Source organism: Streptomyces olivochromogenes, assembly GCF_021538895.1.
In the GTDB taxonomy this organism is placed as follows: domain Bacteria; phylum Actinomycetota; class Actinomycetes; order Streptomycetales; family Streptomycetaceae; genus Streptomyces; species Streptomyces olivochromogenes_A.
Genome location: NZ_JADDRL010000103.1, coordinates 1 through 18,655 on the forward strand (window position 1 = coordinate 1; position 18,655 = coordinate 18,655).

The 18,655-nt window shown below is 67.5% G+C and carries 8 protein-coding genes; 3 read left to right on the forward strand and 5 right to left on the reverse strand.

The features are described from left to right. Positions 1 to 398 precede the first annotated feature (398 nt). A complete protein-coding gene (locus tag IPZ69_RS35990) occupies positions 399 to 932 on the forward strand; it encodes a SigE family RNA polymerase sigma factor (RefSeq protein ID WP_235458899.1) in 534 nt (177 codons plus the stop codon). After that, positions 929 to 1,822 carry a hypothetical protein gene (locus IPZ69_RS35995; protein ID WP_235458900.1) on the forward strand — a complete coding sequence of 298 codons (894 nt, stop codon included), beginning with the start codon at positions 929 to 931 and terminating at the stop codon, positions 1,820 to 1,822. The genes IPZ69_RS35990 and IPZ69_RS35995 overlap by 4 nt, the downstream gene beginning before the upstream one ends. 86 nt (positions 1,823 to 1,908) lie before the next feature. Here the strand turns inward: IPZ69_RS35995 and IPZ69_RS36000 are convergent, their stop codons facing one another. From IPZ69_RS36000 to IPZ69_RS47560, 5 genes are all read right to left on the reverse strand, one after another. After that, complete coding sequence (locus tag IPZ69_RS36000; protein WP_235458901.1) at positions 1,909 to 2,751, reverse strand: G1 family glutamic endopeptidase; 843 nt, start codon at positions 2,749 to 2,751, stop codon at positions 1,909 to 1,911. 814 nt (positions 2,752 to 3,565) lie between these two features. Continuing rightward, entirely contained in the window at positions 3,566 to 3,913 is a 348-nt protein-coding gene (locus tag IPZ69_RS36005) for a response regulator transcription factor (RefSeq protein WP_235458902.1), read from the reverse strand. 619 nt (positions 3,914 to 4,532) lie between these two features. Continuing rightward, positions 4,533 to 4,901: a hypothetical protein gene (locus IPZ69_RS36010; RefSeq protein ID WP_235458919.1), complete on the reverse strand. Its 369-nt coding sequence runs from the start codon at positions 4,899 to 4,901 to the stop codon at positions 4,533 to 4,535. 168 nt (positions 4,902 to 5,069) lie between these two features. Continuing rightward, positions 5,070 to 5,570, reverse strand: a complete 501-nt coding sequence (locus tag IPZ69_RS36015; RefSeq protein WP_235458903.1) for a hypothetical protein — start codon at positions 5,568 to 5,570, stop codon at positions 5,070 to 5,072. A gap of 78 nt (positions 5,571 to 5,648) precedes the next feature. After that, entirely contained in the window at positions 5,649 to 14,318 is an 8,670-nt protein-coding gene (locus IPZ69_RS47560; protein ID WP_235458904.1) for a ricin-type beta-trefoil lectin domain protein, read from the reverse strand. Between the two features lie 250 nt (positions 14,319 to 14,568). Here IPZ69_RS47560 and IPZ69_RS36025 point away from each other — a divergent pair, with 250 nt between their 5' ends. Continuing rightward, a complete protein-coding gene (locus tag IPZ69_RS36025; protein WP_235458905.1) occupies positions 14,569 to 18,576 on the forward strand; it encodes a LamG domain-containing protein in 4,008 nt (1,335 codons plus the stop codon). Positions 18,577 to 18,655 lie beyond the last annotated feature (79 nt).

Below are 18,655 nucleotides of genomic sequence, written 5' to 3' on the forward strand. Positions count from 1 at the left end.
GGAGGTACGGGGCATCGTCGACACGTGGTGGCGGGGCCCGGACTCGCTGGTGGCGCTGCACAACGGCGAGGCGGAATGCTTCTCCGGCCGCGTGCGCCGCGTGGCACTCGTGTACTCGGGGCTCGACAAGTGGGGCCTGCACGGGCAGTGAGCCCCGGGCAGCCGCGCGTTGGGTCTTCCCGACAACGTCCGCCCCCTGACAAAGGGGGCGGCGTCGTTCGTGAACATCGGGTCTGGCGCTGATGCTGTTCATCAATGAGTCATGCAGATCAAGGCTTGGGCAGGAAGTTCGTTGCCCCGTGCAACCCTAGGCGGCGCGGGTTCCGTGTAGGGCGTAGGGAGAGGCGGATCTGGGTCTACGTGGGTCCGACGCTTCGATGCGTGAGACGAGGAAGAGCGTGACCGATCATTCCCGCGAGAGCGAGTTCCGTACCTGGGTGCTCGAGCATCGAACGCGCCTGCGGACGACGGCATTTCTGCTCTGCGGTGACTGGTACCTCGCCGATGATCTCGTCCAGGACGCGCTCGGTCGGCTCTACTCCAGGTGGGGCAAGGTGGTAGCAGGCGGCGATCCGCGTGCGTACGTCCGTCGGATCCTGTGCAACCTGCACACCGACTACCGACGTCGACCGGCCAGACGTGAGATCAGCGAGGCGGATGTGGCCTCGTTACACGCACACCCGCACGCCAGTATGGACGAGCGTGACGACGAGCTGATCGCCGCGCTGCTGACGGTCCCGGTCGGGCAGCGGACCGTGCTCGTTTTGCGCTTCTTCGAGGATCTGTCCGTCGAGCAGGCCGCGGCCCTGCTCAGGACGAGTCCGGGCAACGTCAAGAGCCAGACGAGCCGCGGCCTGGAGGCTCTGCGCTCCGTGCTCCGGACGCGACCCACCAAGGACGTACGACCGACCAGGATCGAAGGAGCATCGTGAACCCCCACCATGCGCCGGACGAACTCGCCGCGCGTATCGCGGCCATCAGCATCAGCGCTCCCGCCGGCCACATCGATATCGACGAAGCGGTCCGCTCAGGGACGAGGCGGCGCCAGCGTCGACGCCTTGCCGTCGCCGGCGTGTTCGCCTGCGTCGTGGCCCTCGCCGGATCGGTGGCCGTCGTAACGCAGGCGGACCACGGCAGGAGCAACACCGTGGCCACTCCCAGCTTCGGCACCTCAGCCCTGACCGCCGAAGGCCTCGGCGGGCGGTGGATCGCCATCCGGATCGACGGTCGTGACGTCGCGTCGTGGCGCGACGCCAGCGGCATTCCGGCGAACATCATCATTGGCGCCGACGGGCAACCGAATGCATGGCAGGTGAACAGCGCCTGCGGCCCTCAGGTCGGCGGCAGCTTCACTCTGCAGCCGGACGGCTCGTTCAACGCCACGGTGCCGCCACGACGGTTCCAGTCGTGCCCCATGCTCACCACGCCGCCGCCCGATCTCCAAAACGCGGTCGCGCGGACCGCCTCCGTCGCCGTGGACGATCCGGATGGTTCGGGGGCCCGAACGCTGCGGTTCCTGGACAGCCACAAGCGGCTCGTTGCTCTGTGGCGCGAGGACACCACGATCAGTTCGCGCGCCTCCATGACGTCCGTGTGCAGGAAGGCGCTCGGACGCGAGTCCGCCTTTACCGGCACTTTCACCACCGTCGAACACGTCCGCGCGAAGCACCTGGCGGCCAAGAACACCAAACCCGGGGACGTTCTGCCCGACGTTCCCGGCGGCACCGTCGCCGTCTACTGTTCGGTCACCGGCAAAGGCTCGCCCGTCAGGTACGCGGTCACGGCCGACGGTCATAAGGTGAGGCTCCGCACGACCAAGTAACCAACCGCGCACGAGTGCCCCCAATAGCGGTATCGCCGGGAGCACACGGCGGCTCCCGGCGATACCCCGGCACGGCACGCCAGACGCTAGGAGCAGCGCTTCCAGGTCTGGTCGAACTTGCTGGAGCTGGAGCGGTGGTTGGTAATCATGGCCGCACCGGACGAGGAGCCGCTGGTCGTCAGCCGCACGTCGGTGGTCGGCAGCTTGAAGAGATCCTTGAAGGTGCTGCCGTACCTGGCACCGGCGGCGCTGAACGTCTGCCGACTGAACTTACGCAGTTTGTAACCGGCCGGCCGCTCCGTGATGAAGTCCGCAGTCGTCCCGTCGTAGTAACTGGAAAGACCGGACACGTTGACGGGTGACCAGCCGGATCCGGCGGTCCGGTCGTACCAGTGGAACCCGACCTTTCCGCGACTGTAGGTCATGTACTGCGAGATGACGTGTCCGGTCTTGTTCGTGCGCCCGATCCAGACGGGCGGGTTCTGGTGCGACGAATTGAGGTACTCGTACCACAGCGAGGCCCCCTGAGTGGCCGTGCCGGAGCCCGAGGCGAAGCCCTGCTGGATCAGCTTCCCAGTTTGGTGATAACCACCGAGGCCGATCCACGGGGCCGCCAGCGTGCTGCGGTTGGGGCCGCAACTCGCAGAGTAGCTGGGGATGTTCTGGTCGTCGTAGACCTCGTTGTAGTTGGAGTGTCCGGTGGCCACATAGCCGCCCCAGTTACCGCTGTAGGTGGCGAATCGCAGTGCCGACTTGCCGGACGGCCCCACGCACGGCACAGACGGGATGGTCTCACGGTACCCCTGGTACTTGGCCCGCCACGCCGCCAGAGCCTTCGGGTTGTCCGGGGCGTCGAAGCCGTAGGCGCGCGCCGTCGCGGGCCCTGCTGTCTGCGGCCGGAAACCCTGAGGCGGGACGATCGTCGACATGGTCGCGCCGCCCGGCAGGCGGTACCTAAACTCCTTCCCGGCTGCGGCTCGCACGGCTGCGGAAGCCGACGGCGGCACGGTCTTCCCGTCCGCCCCGACCAGACGTGTCTGCGTGGAACTGAGGGTTCTGCACCCCTTGGCTGGTGCAGAACCGGCCACCGGTACGGCGTTCGCGGGCGTCGCGGGGGCCGTGATGTAGGCGGCAGTCGCGACCAAAACCGAGCTTGCGACGATTAAGGCTTTCCGGATACGAGAGCTTGCATTTGCCCGAAAGGGCCTCATGTTTCTCCTTCGGTACGGGAAAGGGACATCAGCGAGTGGCTGCGTCGCGGATGCGCCGCAGCCACTCGCTGATGTCGGCAGGGACCAGCCCGGCGTGACTCACGCACCCTCGGCCGCAGCCGTGCGTGTTGTCCTAGCGCTGGCGGCCGGACCGCCGATGACGGCGCACTCGGCCACGATGAAGCCTGCGTGGTTCCAGGCGCTGCCATCCATCGGCATGCGCACGTGAGGTGCGCGCACGCGTTCCAGCCGGGCGTGGACATAGGGGTTGCTGCGCGGCCTGTGCCGGGTCCGAGATGGCGACCATCTCTGCCTCGGCCGCAGCGGCGACCGTGAACGAGGTGGCATCCTTGCTCATCGCATCTCCGTGATCTGCCGACCTGCCTGAGTGATCGAACATAGGCGCGAATTTCCGCTGCCGCCACGTCTGTTGGGGAGGTGTCCCATGGGGCATTGCCCGAATGGGAGTGCATCCTGGGATCCGTGCAGCCAGTGCACACCCGCGCCCGCTCGGGGCCAACACAGAACCCTGCTATGCGGCCGTGGACTTCCGGCTCTGCTCCAGGGTCTTCCCCAGGCGCCGCGTACATGCCGAATCCGAACACAACTCGTCGTGGGCCAGCGCAGCAAGGATCGCGGCCTGTGTACGGGTCTCCTGCTCGGTCTTGTCCACGATGTTCGCGATGTGCGCCTTCACGGTGCGCTCTGCGATTCCCAGCTCCCGAGCCAGTTCCCGGTTGCCCAAGCCTGTCCCGAGTAGCAGGAACACTTCACGCTCCCGCTCGGTCAGGCTCTCCAGCCTCCTCGCACCTAGCGCGGGATTGTGTCCCGTGCGCCGGTACGAACAAGCCGGACCTTCCGTATTAATTCGTCGGGTCATAACGGCCCTCCCTGACCCCGACATTTCCCGGCAGACCCCCGTGGCCTGGGCACGCTCGAGATCGCCCCAAATCTACCCGCGAGCTATGCCGTGTGCACGCCCCTTTATCGGAGGGCCAACCTCCCTCCCCTGAGGGAGATTGCTCCAAGGACAGGGGCCGCATTATGTGATTTCTCAACAAGCGATTTTTTGGCAATTTTTCAACTTCATGGGCTCGTTGCCGATGAGTGAAATCAGCAGCAGGAGAAGCATCGACCGTTGGTGCCCGCAGCACGGGGCCCTGACACCGTCGCCGCATCGCCTGCTTCCCGGCCGCCAGGCTCATCATTCCGACCTACTCCAGGCGCTGCGCATGGCCGAAGTCATCGGCCATGCCCGCCAAGCACCCCATCCACGACTACGCGCCTTGCTACGAAGTACTCATCATCGGGCAATTGGCGACGTTCATCCGTACTCGGCCAGGAAGCGCACCGCGTGCGCCGCCGCCAAGGCCAGCCGGCTCACCTCCGGCTGGCCTCGGAGGACTTGCCCTGCTCGGTCGCTTGAGTCGCTGCCGTCGGCTCACATCCGCTCACGCGCGGCTGCCCCAGCTGGCCGGCAGAGCGACGCTTTGCTGCGATCAGGGGGTGAGGTCCAGAACGCGGACCGACTGGCCGACCCACCGCTCAGGGGCAGTGGTGGCGATGATTGCACCGTCGGGACGGTCAGGGGTGGGCTGCGCCGCGTATTGGGCATGCGCAGCAGCCCACGTGTCCTGCCGGGCCACGGCCAGGGCGGCAGGCAGATCAAGGTCCAGGACGGTGATGCCGGGCAGGGCCGCAAGGTGCTCTGCCGTACCAGGTCGGGCGCGGTCGGCTTCGACCAGGGCGCACACCGGGGCGTAGAGGTACCAGCCGGACTCCACGTGGGTGCGGTGGATTAACCGGGAGGCAAGGACGTTGCCTTGGCTGACTGCGGCCATGGCGGTGTCGTCCAGGACGATATGCATCGCGTCGCTCACTGCGCCGCCGTCCGGGCATTGCGCGGGAAGCCCGCACGTCGTGGAGCAGAGTGGTGATCTCCTCGGCGGAGCCGTGCGTGAGCTACTGCTGGCAGACGATTGAAGCGGCCCGCCGAGTGATCCACTCGACGGGCCGCTTATCGTGGACCGGGCCACTTATGCGTTCGCAGCTGAATCAATCAAGGTCCGCTGAGCAGCAATTAGGCGCACGCAGTTTTCGTTCCCTCGCTCGGCCTCTGCCGTAACACGAGGAATCCGTTCACTATTCAGGACCGCCTCATAGCATGCCGACATGATAGCAAGGACGTCGGAGGCCGAGAGGGAACGGCTCATTGAATCAGCGTACTCAGAAATCGCCATAACGATAGACGCTGTCCCAGGTGAATGGTCTCGCTCTTGAAGAGCATAAAGGTTATCGAAGAACTCACCCTCAGGCACACCGAGAGAATCTTCTTGAATCCTCTGACGCAACAGCGCCAAGGCTTCGCGTGCAAATCCTACGGTTTCTGGGGCGAATGATCCTTCAAAAGATGGTCTAAATGATGTGAAACAGAGCTCAATCGCATCAAGAGAAAGTATCCGCTTGCCCGTGGATGAGAGCGGCTCGATCAACGCTCCCCACGAACGGCTCTCTGCATCCCAAAGAAGCACGTGCACCCACCGATCTCATTCGTACAGGTCAGCGCCGCGCCGCGTCACTTAGGCGGCGCGGCGCGGCGTCGCAGGGGCAGTTTACTACCGATCCCACGGGGAGATCCGGGGTTGGTCAGTTAGATTGACCCCCGGGAAGTTGACCGCTCGGCCGGCACAGTCTTGACGCAATGGCCCACATGCTGGCCTTGACGGAGCGATAGTGCCTGCGCCCTCAAGTGTCCCGTCTTCAATGGCATTGAACAGAATCTGCTCGGCATGAGTTTCAAGGCCCGGAGTAACATAATCGGCTCCGTGAATTCGCTCATACCCCAGAGATTGGGCAAGGGTGCGCATCTCCGGCGTTGTAGCGTTATTACTTACGGCGTAAACAAGCCGTCCACCAAGCTGACCAGTCGCAACCGTGATGCCCTGGTCTGCTTTCCGGTTACCAGTGGACGGCGGATCCTGAATATTTCGAATCCCTGCGTCGTGCAAGGCCTGCGCATCTGCACGGAGTTCGTCTGGGCTCTTGGTTGGGCAATTCGTGTTGTGGACCAAGATCGACGTGCCGTCCGCCACAACATAGTACGTGTGGAGTTGCTGGACGGTGAGGTTCCAGCGGTTGGCAGCGCCGGGTGTGGGGTGGGTGGCGACGACGTAGGCGTCGTGGCCCGTGGGGGTGTTGAGGTTGTCGCCGTGATGGAGTTTGCCAGCGGGGACCCAGGTGCGTGTGGTGTCGTCCCAGAAGGGGTGGTTGGCGGTGGTGTGGATGGTGGCGGCGTGGCCGTCCTTGGTGCGGATGGTGAGGTCGAGCAGGTCGTGGTCGTGGTTGATCCACACGTGCTGGACCGTGCGGGCGCCTACGTGCTTGCCCGTCTTTTGATCGGCTGATTCAACCTTGTCGCCGACCTTGATCTTGCCGATCGCTTTGGTCCTGCCGCCGGTCATGAGGACGGGCGTCTCGGGTGAGAAGCTGCAGCGGGCTTCCTTCGTGCCTGCGTTGCCTGCTTCCGGCTTGCTCGGTCTTGTCGCTTCCGTTTCCGCCTGGACAGCTTGTTCCTGCGCGTTGGCGCGCTTCGCAGCGGTGATGTCGGCCACGTCGGCGGCGGCTTCGTTGACGGCCTTGGTTTCGGCGCCTGCCGTTTCTCCCGCGGCAGCGCGCCTGGGAGAGTCTTGGCCGGCCTCTTCGCCCGGGCGCCCTGCGCCGGGCCCGCAGTCGCCCATGATTCCCGCGCACGCGGCGGTGAAGGCTTCGCCCGCTCCGGCGATGCAGGCAGGACTCGCCCAGAAGGCCGTGTCGACTTCACAGGCCGAGAAGCTGGTGGCGATCGCGAAGCTCACTACGGACAGGCCCAGGACATCGACGACTTGCTCGGCGTTCGGTGGAGGCGTCGTGTCGTGCTGTGCGTTGGAGACGTCGCAGCCGAACTTGGATGCCTGGTTGCAGCCGCCGCCACCCGTGCCGCCGGTGTTACCGCTGTTGCCGCTGGAGGTTTTGGTGGTGCCTTCGTGTGATGAGGTGCCGCCTCCGCCACCGGTTCCCGGACCGCATTTCTTCCAGCCGCCGCTGCACTGCGTGCCGTCGGAGTTGATTTTGATGGTGCCGGTCGGGTCGCTGCCCGACGCCGGGTCGTCGCCGGCGTAGGTGTAGCCGCCCATCTGGTTGGGGTCACCCGCCTCGAAGAGCGGGTCGGGGGTCAGGAAGCGGCCCACGACGGGGTCGTAGTTGCGGGCGCCCAGCAGGTTGAGGCCGGTGACGGGATCGGCGGGCTGGCCGAGGAAGCCGTGGTTCTCGTCGGGTGCGACCCAGGAACTGGGTTTGGTGCCGCGTGTGTTGCCCCAGGGGTCGTAGGAGCGGCGGGTGACGGCCAGGGTGGAGGCGTCGACGGCGGTCAGGGCGGTGCCCTGGCCGTTGGGGACCTGGTAGGTGACGGTGCCGGTGGTGGAGCGGGTGACGGTGGTGCCGTCGGGGCCGGTGATGTTGCGCAGGCCGGTCCAGGTCTTGGCGGCGACGTTGAGGGTGATCTGCTCGGCGCCGCCGAAGAGGTAGAGGATGCGGGTCTTGTCCACGCCGTCGACCGCGGCGGTCTGCTCCAGCAGGCCGCCCTTGGCGTCGTACAGGTACTTGCTGGTGTTGGTGTGGGTGCCGGAGGTTGTGGCCACGGTGGCCGTGCGGCCCTCGGCGTCATAGGTGAAGGTCTGGCTCTGGCCGGCCGGGACGGCGCCGCTCTGAGCGTTGGTCCAGGTCTGGCCGCTGCCGCCGCAGGTGGCGAGGGTCAGCTGGGTGCCGGTGGTGGCGGAGGCTCCCGGGTCGGTCAGGCACATCGCGCTGTTGGCGTTGCTGACCAGGGTGCCGGTGGTGGTGACCTTCCACTTCTGGGTGGCGTCGGTCTTGCAGGTGTCGATCACCACGAGGGTGCCGCTGGTGGTCGCGTTGCCCGTGGTGTCCAGGCACATGCCAAGGACCTTCACCGTGCCGTCGGTGCCGATCGTCCACTTCTCGCTGGTGGCACCGTTGCAGGTGTTGATCTGCACCTTGGTGCCGGCCGTGGTGGAGCCCCCCGCATCGTCGACGCAGCGCTTGCCGCCGCCGGAGATGGTGAAGGAACTGGTCAGCGGGCCGACAGCCGTCACCTTCCGGCTGATGGTGTCGCCGGCGTTCACGTTGCCGTGGGCAGGGTCGGTGTACGTCGACGTGGTGGTCGCCGTACCGGCCGGGTTGGTGAGGGTGGCGGTCCCCGCCTGGTCGGGCAGCGTCGCGGGCGTCGTGCCGTTCACGCCGGGGTAGGCGACGCTCTGGGTGGTGTCGCTGAGCGCGTTGCCGGTGGTGTCGTGGTTGACCATGCCGGTGCGGTCGCCGAGCTGGTCGTAGGTGTAGGTCTGCCAGTAGGGGGCGGGACCTCCCACCGTCGTCGTCTTGATGGGGGCAGTGGTGGTGGTCTGCACGCGTGCGGTGTTGCAGCCGCCGATCGCGCCGGGCGTGGCCGCGTTCGGGTCGGTGATGCCGGCCGTGTCCGTCCAGGCGGCGGTCAGCCGCTGGAAGGAGTCGTAGGTGAAGCACTGGGTGTCGTGCGTGGTGTTGTTCTGCAGGTCGTCAATGGCGGTGAGTTCGCCGGCCTGGTTGTAGCGCAGGTTGACGACGTCCAGGGCCGTGGCCGAGGTCTGCACCATGCTGCTGTTCTGGGTAACGCGCCCGGTGGTGGCGTCGTACTGGGCGAAAGTCGCCAGTTCCTTGCCCACCGGCCCGTAGTTGGCCTGCAGCACCCGCCCGAACGCGTCGTGCACGGCGGTGTCCAGATAGGCGGGCGTGTTGGCGGAGTTGATGAAGCCGCCGATGCCGTCGAGATTGCCCTGCTGGGTGTAGCCGTAGTCGATGTCCTCGGCCGGCAGGTTGCCGTCCGCCTGGTAGTGCGCGGTGGAGAGCAGCCCGACGTTCGGGGTGTAGCGGGCAGTGGACGTGTAGGTGACGTTGCCCGTGGCGGGGGCGCTGCTCTGCCCGGCCGCGGCGAAGCCGTCGGTGCCCGGGATCGTCAGCGTGGTTCCGAGCGGCTGATAGGCCGTGTTGTAACCGGTGACGGCCTGTGTGTACGCCGATCCCGAGGCGCCCCCGACGTAACGGGTGGCTGAGGTCTCGTAGCCCTTCTCCAGCGTGTCGTACACATGGGACACCAGCAGCTTGGACGCGTCCGGGGTGGCCGACCAGGCGGCGGCGTACTCGGCCGTGGCGCGGTTGTCCCAGTCGTAGGTGAAGGACCGTGCCTGGCCGCGCGCGTCGGTGGTCTGCAGCAGGTTGCCGGCCACGTCGTACTTGTCGAACGTGGTCGTGCCGGTGTTCGGGTCGGTCTGGGTGAGCTTCTGGCCGAGCAGGTTGTAGGTGTACGACCAGGTGTTGCCCGCGTTGTCCTTGATCGACTCGACCCGGCCCGCGGGGGTGTAGGTGTAGCGGGTGGTGGCGTCGGCGGCCGGGAGGTTGCCCGCGGTGCCCTGCTTCCACGGCATGGCGCCGCCGGAGGCGACGACGGCCACGGTGGAGTCGTTGCGCACCTGGAAGGTGGCGCCGGTGGTGGCCGTCAGACCGGTGGTCCACAGCTGGGCCGCGGCCGTGCTGTAGATGACCAGGTTGCCGTCGGTGCCGAACTTGGCCCAGGCGCCGGGGTGACCGCCGGTGGCGGAGGACCAGATCGTCGCGCCGGTCGCCAGGGAGGAGAGCACGAGGTTGCCGTCCGCCTGCATCGTCAGACGCACGCTGTTGGAGGTCAGCGAGGTGCCCGAGGGAATCACCGAGCCGCCGGGCAGGGTGACCGTGGAGCCGGTGTTCTTCACCACGGTGCTGGTGGTCTGGCCGATGGCGTTGGTGAAGGAGGCGGTGGAACGGCCCCCGGCAGGTGCCGTGGTGTCGACCTCATCGGCCCCCGGGTAGCTGGTGGAGGTGTGCCACTGCTCGACGGCCTGGTGCCAGAGGGTCTGCTTGAGGGTCCGGCCCTGGCCGTCGTAGGTGGTGGTGGTCTCCGAGGGGATCTGGTTCTCGTTCGCCGCGTACAGCGTGGTCGAGGGGAAGTTGTTCGGCTCGGAGTACGGGGCGTAGGCCGCGACCTGCCAGCCGTGCGAGTCGTAGAAGGTGTCCGAGATGATCCGGCCCGAGTTCGAGTCGCCCATCGCGGTGGCCTGTGCCTGCCGCGGCTGCAGCATGCCGTCGTAGATCGTGATCGAGGTGGCGTACGTGCCGTCCTCGCGCAGAGTCTTCGCCGTGACGGACGTCGGTGCGCCGGGCTGGGTGATCGTGTCTCCGGGTGCGGGTACGGCGCCAGGGTTGATGGAGTACTCGAAGGTGCGGTCCGCGCTCTGGCCGGCTGCCTTGTCCCGGCCGGGCAGCCACACCGCGGTGCGCCTGCCGAGCGCGTCGTAGGTCATCTCGGTCTTGCGGCCGTTGGCATCGACGTTCTCGGTGGGCAGTCCGCGCAGCGCGTCGAGGGAGGAAGTGACCGTCCAGTTTTGGGAGTTGGTGGTGGTGATGTCGGTCGGGTTGGTATTGCCGCCCGCGGAGGTCCAGGGCGGGGTGAAGGCCGTGTGGGTGTTCTGCCCGGTGACGTCCAGCGTGTCGGTGATCCGCCCGGCGCCGTCGTACTTCATCGCCGAGTTGGTCTGCCAGTTTTCCGTGGTGCCGGTGTAGCCGGTGGCCGTGCGCACGGCGGTGACCCGACCGATCGCCGTGCTGCCGGTCTGCTCGAGCTGCCCGAAGGTGCCCAGGTTCGTGAGGCTGCCGTCACCGTCGTAGTAGAGCTTCCTGTCGGACAGCAGCGTGGTGGCGCTGGGCGCGGTGCCGCACGGGCCACTGACGGCGGTGACCTGATCCGGATAGGCGAGGGCCATCGAGTTACCGGACGGCGGCGTCGCGTAGGTCGTGGTGGCGCACTTCTCCTGGTCCGGGTCGACGCCGTCACCGTGCTCGTTGACAGTGGACAGGCGGCCCTGACTGTCGTACGCGGTGTCGGCCTTGGTGTGCCGCCAGGTCCCGTTGGCGAGGTGCTCGTATTGCATGGAGCTGCTGGACTTGAGCCGGTACGCGGTGAGGTCGGGCAGGGTGGACAGGGGCGGCTTGGTCTCGCCGGGGTTGTCCTCCTGCGTCCAGTCCGTCCAGGGGGTCTGGTTGGCGGAGGCGGTGGTGGTGAAGGTGAACGGGCCGTTGACGCTGACGGCGTCGACCGTGCCGCCGGCCTGGGTGTAGGTGTCGTCCTGCAGCGTGGTGCCGGCCAGTTGGTCGGCGTCGGTGACGCTCAGCACGGTGTTGCCGCCGACCTTGGCGTCGACGGTGACGGAGCGACGGGTGCCGTCGGCCTTGTAGTCGCCGTCCATGCCCTGCAGATAGGTGGTGGTCTGCTGGGTGACCGGTTCCGGAGCCTGGCCGGTCTGCACGGTGACGGTGCGGAAGCCGCGGAACTGGTCCCAGGTGCGGTACTGGTCGTCGGTCTGCGCCGAGTCGTCGCGGTGCCAGGCCGGCCCCGAGTAGCTGTAGCGGGAGATCTGGGCCTCGGAGCCGGCCGGGTTGTTCTGGGCGTCCGGCTTGTACTGGCCGGCGATGGTCAGGTCGGACACGGCCACGCTGTTCACGGTGACCTTGTTGAACCAGTCCGTAATGGGCTTCGAGGCGCCGGGAACGGTCCAGTAGACGGGGTAGCAGGAGTGGGTGTTGCTGTCTGCCTGGGAGATCGAGAGGGTCAGGCCCGCGCAGGGAGCCGAGTTGTACTCGACTGCGATGGATTCACCGGTCTCCGTCTGCACGCTGGAGATGCGCGGCCGGTACAGCGGCGGTGCGGACGGGGAGTCGTCGTTGACCCGGTTGTCGATCTCCGTGCCGGTGAACGACACCTGGTTCAGCGTGATGTCGTCGTTGCCGTTGTTGTAGGTGTCCTTGCCGGTGTGCTGGATCGACTGCAGCCACATCACGGCCTGCAGCATTCCGGCGTCCTTGGGGTCCACCGTGGTGCCGGTGACCGGGTCGACGGTGCCGCCCGCGTCCGAATAGACGTGGCCCAGCTTGTAGGAGTCGACCGCGGTGAGCTGGTCGGTCGCCTTCACATGGACCTTGGTGGTGATGGAGGCCAGCCTGGTGGTGGTCCAGAAGCTGGGTCCCGACGTGATGCACACGTCGTCGGGGACGGTGGTGGCGCCGTCCGGGAGCTTGGTCTTGTCCGTCGAGTCGCAGTGCAGGTCCCATGGCACGTCCGGCCAGTGGGTCGCGGTGCTGTCCTTGAGATTCGAGGCCGAGCAGTCGGTGAAGGTGCTGGTGGTCTGGCACCGTTGGGCCAGGCCGAAGTCCACCTCGGCGGCCGGGGAGCGCCCGGCCTGTTCGTCGGCCAGCGTGTAGCCGTACGAGATCAGGGTCAGCGCTCCGCCGCGGGTGTACGAGGTCAGGGTGCCGGTGTCGTCCGGATCGCTCGACTCGGCCGCCTGGCCGCCGCCGAGGTCGTAGTAGTTGGATTCGGTGGTGTAGTCGTACCGCTGCACGAATCCGGCCGGCGACACCACGAAGTCGAGGTTCCAGCGCCAGCCCTCCGGCTTGTCACACTGGGAGGCCTTGCCCTTGGTGTCGTCGTGGCACGGGTCCGTCGAGCGCGGGTGCAGGACGGGGACGCCCCAGGCGGAGTGCGTGGAGGAGTCGGCGGGGTTCGCGGGCATGGTGGCACTGCCTGCGCCGCTCGGGGAATGGTCGGCGCCGAAGTAGGCGGCGGTGCCGTCCGTGGTCAGGACCCGGTAGTAGACACCGTCGTGCAGACCGTTGTCGGCGCCGGACAGTTCCTGCACGAGGGTGCCGTCGTCACCCTGCAGCCGCCACTGCTTGATCTCCCCGGGCACGCTCGAGTCCACCCCGTCGGGCACGAGCGTTCCGGAGTGCGAGCCGAAGGACAGCGTGGCGTTGTCCCCACCCCAGCACTCATCACCGGAACCGTTGACAATCTTGTCTCCGCTGGAGTCGAGCAGGGAGCCGCACTTGCGGTAAGCCCGCTCCACAGAACCGACCTGGTAGGTCCAGCCGTCTCCGACCCAGGAGGCCTGGGAGTTGCGTGCGGTGGTCTCGCCGTCGACGGTCTGCGAATCGTAGTTCAGGCCGACGGACGGCGCGTTACTGCCGACCGCGGACGGCACGGAGATCGGGTAGGCGTAAGTGAACGAGCCGGTGGCGGAAGCCTGCCAGGTACCGGCGGCCGACAGCTCGGTCGCCCCGTAGTCACCCTGGGAGCCGGAGGTGCCGGAGGTCACGGCGAGCGCCGTGGTGCCGGCGGCAGCGTCCGCGCTCAGCGGTGCGGTGCGGGCCGACATCGTGGTCGGTCCGTGTGCGCTCTGGGTCGGCTTCGGGGATTGCGTGCTCTGGGTCGGCTCCGGGGACGCGGTGGTCTGGGTCGGCTCCGGGGAAGCGGCGGTATCGGTGTCACCGGCGGGCTGTGACGGGTTCGCGCCGGCGGTCGGCTGCGAACTGCTTTTGTCGTTGCCCGACTTGGAATCGTCCGTGCCTTCGTCGTTGCCGGACGCGGAGCGCATGGTGACCGTCGCCGTCAGCTGCTTTGCGGAGGCCCGGTTGGTGAACTTCAGCGGGGTGGCCTTCTGGCACTCCGCCTTCTGCGGGGTGGTCAGCGCGCAGCCTGGCAGTTGCACCAGCCGCAGTCGGGAACCGTAACCCCCGCCGTACGCCCGGGCTATCGCCGAGTAGTCGATGACCACCTTCACCCGGCCGCGAGCGGAGGTCGTGCCGGAGGGGGTGATGCCGAGGAGCATGCCGTTGGCGCCGGTCCGCAGCGTCTGGGTGTGGGACGCGGCCTGCACCCGCACGGAATCGACACCGTGCGCGGTGTCGGCAGGCGCCACCCAGACGGGCAGGGCACCCGCCTTGACCGGCTTGGTCTTGCCGTGCGCGTCCAGGTCGACGACGGCGGTGCCGGGCTTGGGCCATCGGGCCGGCTGCGCCCGGTAAGTGTCCAGCGGCTTGTACCCCTTGGGGTGCTTGGACGTCTTCGGCTGCAGGAGGTGCGCCCCTACGGCCTTGGTGGCGGGAAGCTTCTTGGGGCGCCACACCGTGCCGTCGAACTTGAAGCCGCCGTGGTGGCCGAATCCGTCGTCGTCCGAGTGGCCGGGGAGGAAGCCCGGCATGCCGAAGCCCCCGGCGATCGCCACCGGTAGCAGGAGCGCGAGCAGGGCGACCGGAATGGTCCACAGCCCCAGTACGCCGAAGAATCTCCGGTGCCACGTTCCCGCGAACCAGCGCCGTCTGCCACTCACGCATACCCCCAACGACAGGCCCGTTGAAGGGCCGTCACACGCAGTCAGATCACAGGTGAGTGATCGACCGGAGGCTAGATTCGGTCATGATCACGCCTCAAGACCCTTTGCCGTTTCCAGGGAAAGACCATGCGTGTTCATGACAGATGCTGTGTAGTTTCTGTGCCGAAAATGATCACTTCTCAGATCTCTGTGGCAACCGGGCTTCCCCCACCCCGCTGCCCGCGACCCGAAGGAAGCCCGCAAGGTGTTGAGACCACCGATACGCACCGGCCGTAGACGCGCATTTCCAGCCAGCCAACTGGCCCTGTTCGCCGCCGCGCTGAGCCTGGTGACGGTCCTCCCCGCACTGCCCGCGGTCGCCGACGAAATCTCCACCACCCCGGCCGACCCGCTGCTGGCGGCCCGGGCGGAGGCCCTCTCCACGGGAAAGACCGTCCCGGTGGACGCAGTGACCACGGAGGTCTCCACCACCGAGGCACTGCCGGACGGCACCTTCACCAACACCACCAGCGCGCTGCCCACCCGGGTGTTCAAGGACGGCGAGTGGACCTCGCTGGACCCCACCCTGGTCTCCGACGGCCATGGCGGCTACGCACCCACGGCCACCCCGAACGGGGTCACCCTCTCCGGCGGTGGCGACGGCCCGCTGGTCACCCTCACCCACGCCGACGGACCCAGCATGGCTCTGACCCTGCCGTTCACGCTGCCCAAGCCGGACGTCAGCGGCGACACCGCGCTGTATCCCTCGGTGCTGCCCGGCGTCGACCTGTCGGTGTCGGTCACTGACCAAGGCGGCTTCAGCGATGTCCTGGTCGTGCACGACCAGGACGCGGCGGCGAACCCCGAACTGAAGAAGCTCACGCTGGCTGCCGACACCCACGGCCTCGACCTGGCCACCACCGACGGCGACACCATGACCGCCACCGCCGCCGACGGCGACCTGGCCTACACCAGCCCCCAGCCAGTGATGTGGGACTCGGGCACCACACCCACACCCTCGAAGACCGACGGCCCGGCCGCCGAACTGACCTCGTCCGTGGACGGCCCGGGCCCCGGAGCCGACACCGAGCCGGTCGCCATGACCGCCACAAGCAAGGCCGTGACGCTGACCCCGGACGCGGGCATGCTCACCGACTCGGACACCACCTATCCGGTGTACATCGACAAGTACACCAACCCGGACTCCTCCACCGCCGGCCACTACACCGAGGTCTACTCCAGCTCGGCCTGCGACAACTCACCGCAGTACGACAAGGCGCAGACCAACGGCCAGGGCGCGGGCTACCAACGGTGGGGCGGCGCCTGCGGCGTCGGCCTGGAACGCTCCTACTGGGCGATCAACACCAGCGGACTGCACTCCTCGTTCGTCGTCTACGACGCCTACGTGAAGATCTCCACCACGTTCGCAGCGAGCTACAACTGCAGCCAGAACCAGCCGCTCACCCTCCACACCACCAACGCGATCAGCTCCAGCACCGACTGGCTCTCCCGGCCCGGCGTCCACGACACCGCCTTCCCGCCAGTGACGGACACCGTGCCCAGCGGCGCCAACTCCGGCAGCTCCTGCAGCAACAGCACCGCCACCTTCCACGTCAAGGACCAGGCCCAAAAGATCGCCGACCAGGACGGCAACGGCTACGACGCGAACGGCATCTTCGGCGACGGCACCAACACCTGGACCATCGGCCTGTACGGCAACGAGTCGCAGACCTCAGGCAACGACGACTACCTGCGCATGTCGACCACGCTGACCCTCACCACCAAGTTCGACATCCCGCCGGGCATACCGAGCAACCTGCACACCACCCCGCCGGCCACCGGCGCCTCGGCCGCCTGCACCACCAGCGGCGTGGGCTGGATCGGCGCCACCACCTACTCGGACGCCGGCAGCGACATCACCCTGCACTCCACCGTCACCAGCCAGATCTCCGGCGAGAACGTCAAGGCGCACTACTACGTCTGGGACCGCACGGTCGACCCCGACCTCGACGGCAACGGCGCCTCCGTCTCGACCCCGGACAGCGCCTTCCTTGCCTCGGGCACCGACGCCGCGATGAAGATCGGCGCCACCCTGAAGGACGGCCACCAATACGGCTGGGACGTCTACGCCGAGGACGACTCACCCGACCAGAACCTGACCTCAGGCAAGTCCGACCACTGCTGGTTCAACACCGACTTCACCGCGCCGCCCACCCCGGACATCTCCGGCAACCCCGCCTTCCCGCAGGTCGGAACCGCGCGCGATGGCGACCCCGTCTACGCCGGCCCGGGCAAAACCACCAACTTCACCGTGGCCGGCACCGACAGCCCGGCCTCCGACGACAGCTGCACCCCCAGCGCCTGCAAGTCCAGCGGCATGGCGTCCTTCCTGTGGCAGCTCGACTCGCCCCCCACCGCCGCCGACAGCCACCCCGCCACGGTCTCCGGCACCGACAGCCAGGGCCGGTCCACCGCCACCATCCCGGTCCCGATCCAGGACTGGGGCGTGCACACCCTGTACGTGGCCGGCGTCGACAAGGCCGGCAACATCTCCACCAGCCCCGCCAGCTACACCTTCACGGTGCCGTGGGACCCGGCCACCACGATCAAACCCGGTGACATCTCCGGCGATGGCGTGCCCGACCTGCTCGCCACCACCAAGACCGGCGACCTCGACCTGATTCCCGGCGACCGGGACCCGGCCCAGGCCACCACCCCGGTCCACAGCGACCCGGTCACCGGCACCCCGCCGACGGTCACCGGCCCGGTCACCGTGTCCACCAAGGAGGACTCCCCCGACGGCACCGGCTGGGACAACTACCTGATCGCCCACCGCGGCAACCTGCACGGCGCGAACGGCGACGACCTGTGGGCGTACAACAAGACGAACGGGAACCTCTACATCGTCAAGAACGACCTGGACCCCGTCGACGACTCGTCCTTCCCGAGAACGCCCTGGTCCACCTTCGGCGGCTTCGTCCACAAGCGGTTCGACCACGTCGTCAAGGACGCCTGCGCGCCCTCCGACGTCGTCGCCGACGACACCCGCTGCCGCAGCACCGACTACGACAGCAAGAACTGGAACGTCAGCCAGCTCATCGCTCCGGGCAACGTCTTCGGCAACACCAACGACTACCCCGCCGTCATCACCGTCGAGAACAAGGAGCTGTGGATCTACCAGTCCGACGGCGGCTACCACCTGAAGAACCCGATCCTGCTCGGCGACGGCGACTGGACGGGCCAGAACCTGATCGCCGCGGGCACCTTCAAGGGCAAGCCGGTCCTGTGGTCCCGCGACAAGGCGACCGGCGACCTGTACAGCTACCCGATCACAATCGACCCGACCACCCTGGTCCCCACCCTGCTCCACCCGACCACACACACCAGCCTGCGGCTCACCCTGCCACCGACCGTCTACCCGGTCGTCGCCTCCCCCGGCGACGTCAACAGCCCGGTCCAGACAGGCGACACCAACCCCGGCGGCCCGGACGGCATCCCCGACCTGTACACCGTCGACGCCTTCGGCCAACTCGTCGAGTACAACTACCGGCAGAGCCCGGTCCTGACCTCCCCGCCCACCTACGACTTCGCCCCGCCGGTCTCGCTGGGCTCAGTCACGGACACCGCCACCCACTGGTGGAAACTCGCCGAAGGCACCGGCGCCACCACCGCCGACAGCACCGGAACACTGAACGCCACCCTGTCCGGCGCCTACTCCTGGACGACCGACACCACCCGCGGCAACGCCCTCAACCTCAGCGGCACCACCGGTTACGGCAGCACGACCGGCCCGGCCCTGGACACCTCCAAGAGCTTCACCGTGTCCGCCTGGGTCAAGCTCAACTCACTGACCGCCAACAGCACGTTCCTGTCCCAGAACGGCACCACCAACAACGGCTTCCAGCTGTACTACTCCTCCGGCGCCCAGGTCTGGGCCTTCGGCCGGCACAGCACCGATGCCAGCGGCGCAGTCTGGCGGGCCGCCTACGGCAGCAAGGCCGCCACCGGCAAGTGGACCCACCTGGTCGGCATCTACGACGCCTCCACGAAGGAGATCCGCCTCTACGTCGACGGCAAACTCACCGCCACCAGGGACTGGACCTACACCCCATGGAACGCCACCGGCCCCCTGCAGATCGGCCGGAAGCTCTCGTCCGGCACGTACGGTGAATACACCAACGGCGCGATCAGCGACGTCCGCGTCTATCCCTTCGCCCTTCCCCCCGCCGACGCCGCGGCCGGCAGCGACCTGCCCAAGGTCGCCCAGCTCGACTGACGGCCAGCCGACACTAGCCATTGCCCGCACCCGGACCTTCCGGGTGCGGGCGTTGTGCGCAGGGGCGCTCGACCTGGCA

Bases quoted from the DNA above. Each gene is read 5' to 3' on its own strand.
- IPZ69_RS36000 (WP_235458901.1), bottom strand. From the start codon at position 2,751: ATGTCGACGATCGTCCCGCCTCAGGGTTTCCGGCCGCAGACAGCAGGG.
- IPZ69_RS36005 (WP_235458902.1), bottom strand. From the start codon at position 3,913: ATGACCCGACGAATTAATACGGAAGGTCCGGCTTGTTCGTACCGGCGC.
- IPZ69_RS36010 (WP_235458919.1), bottom strand. From the start codon at position 4,901: ATGCATATCGTCCTGGACGACACCGCCATGGCCGCAGTCAGCCAAGGC.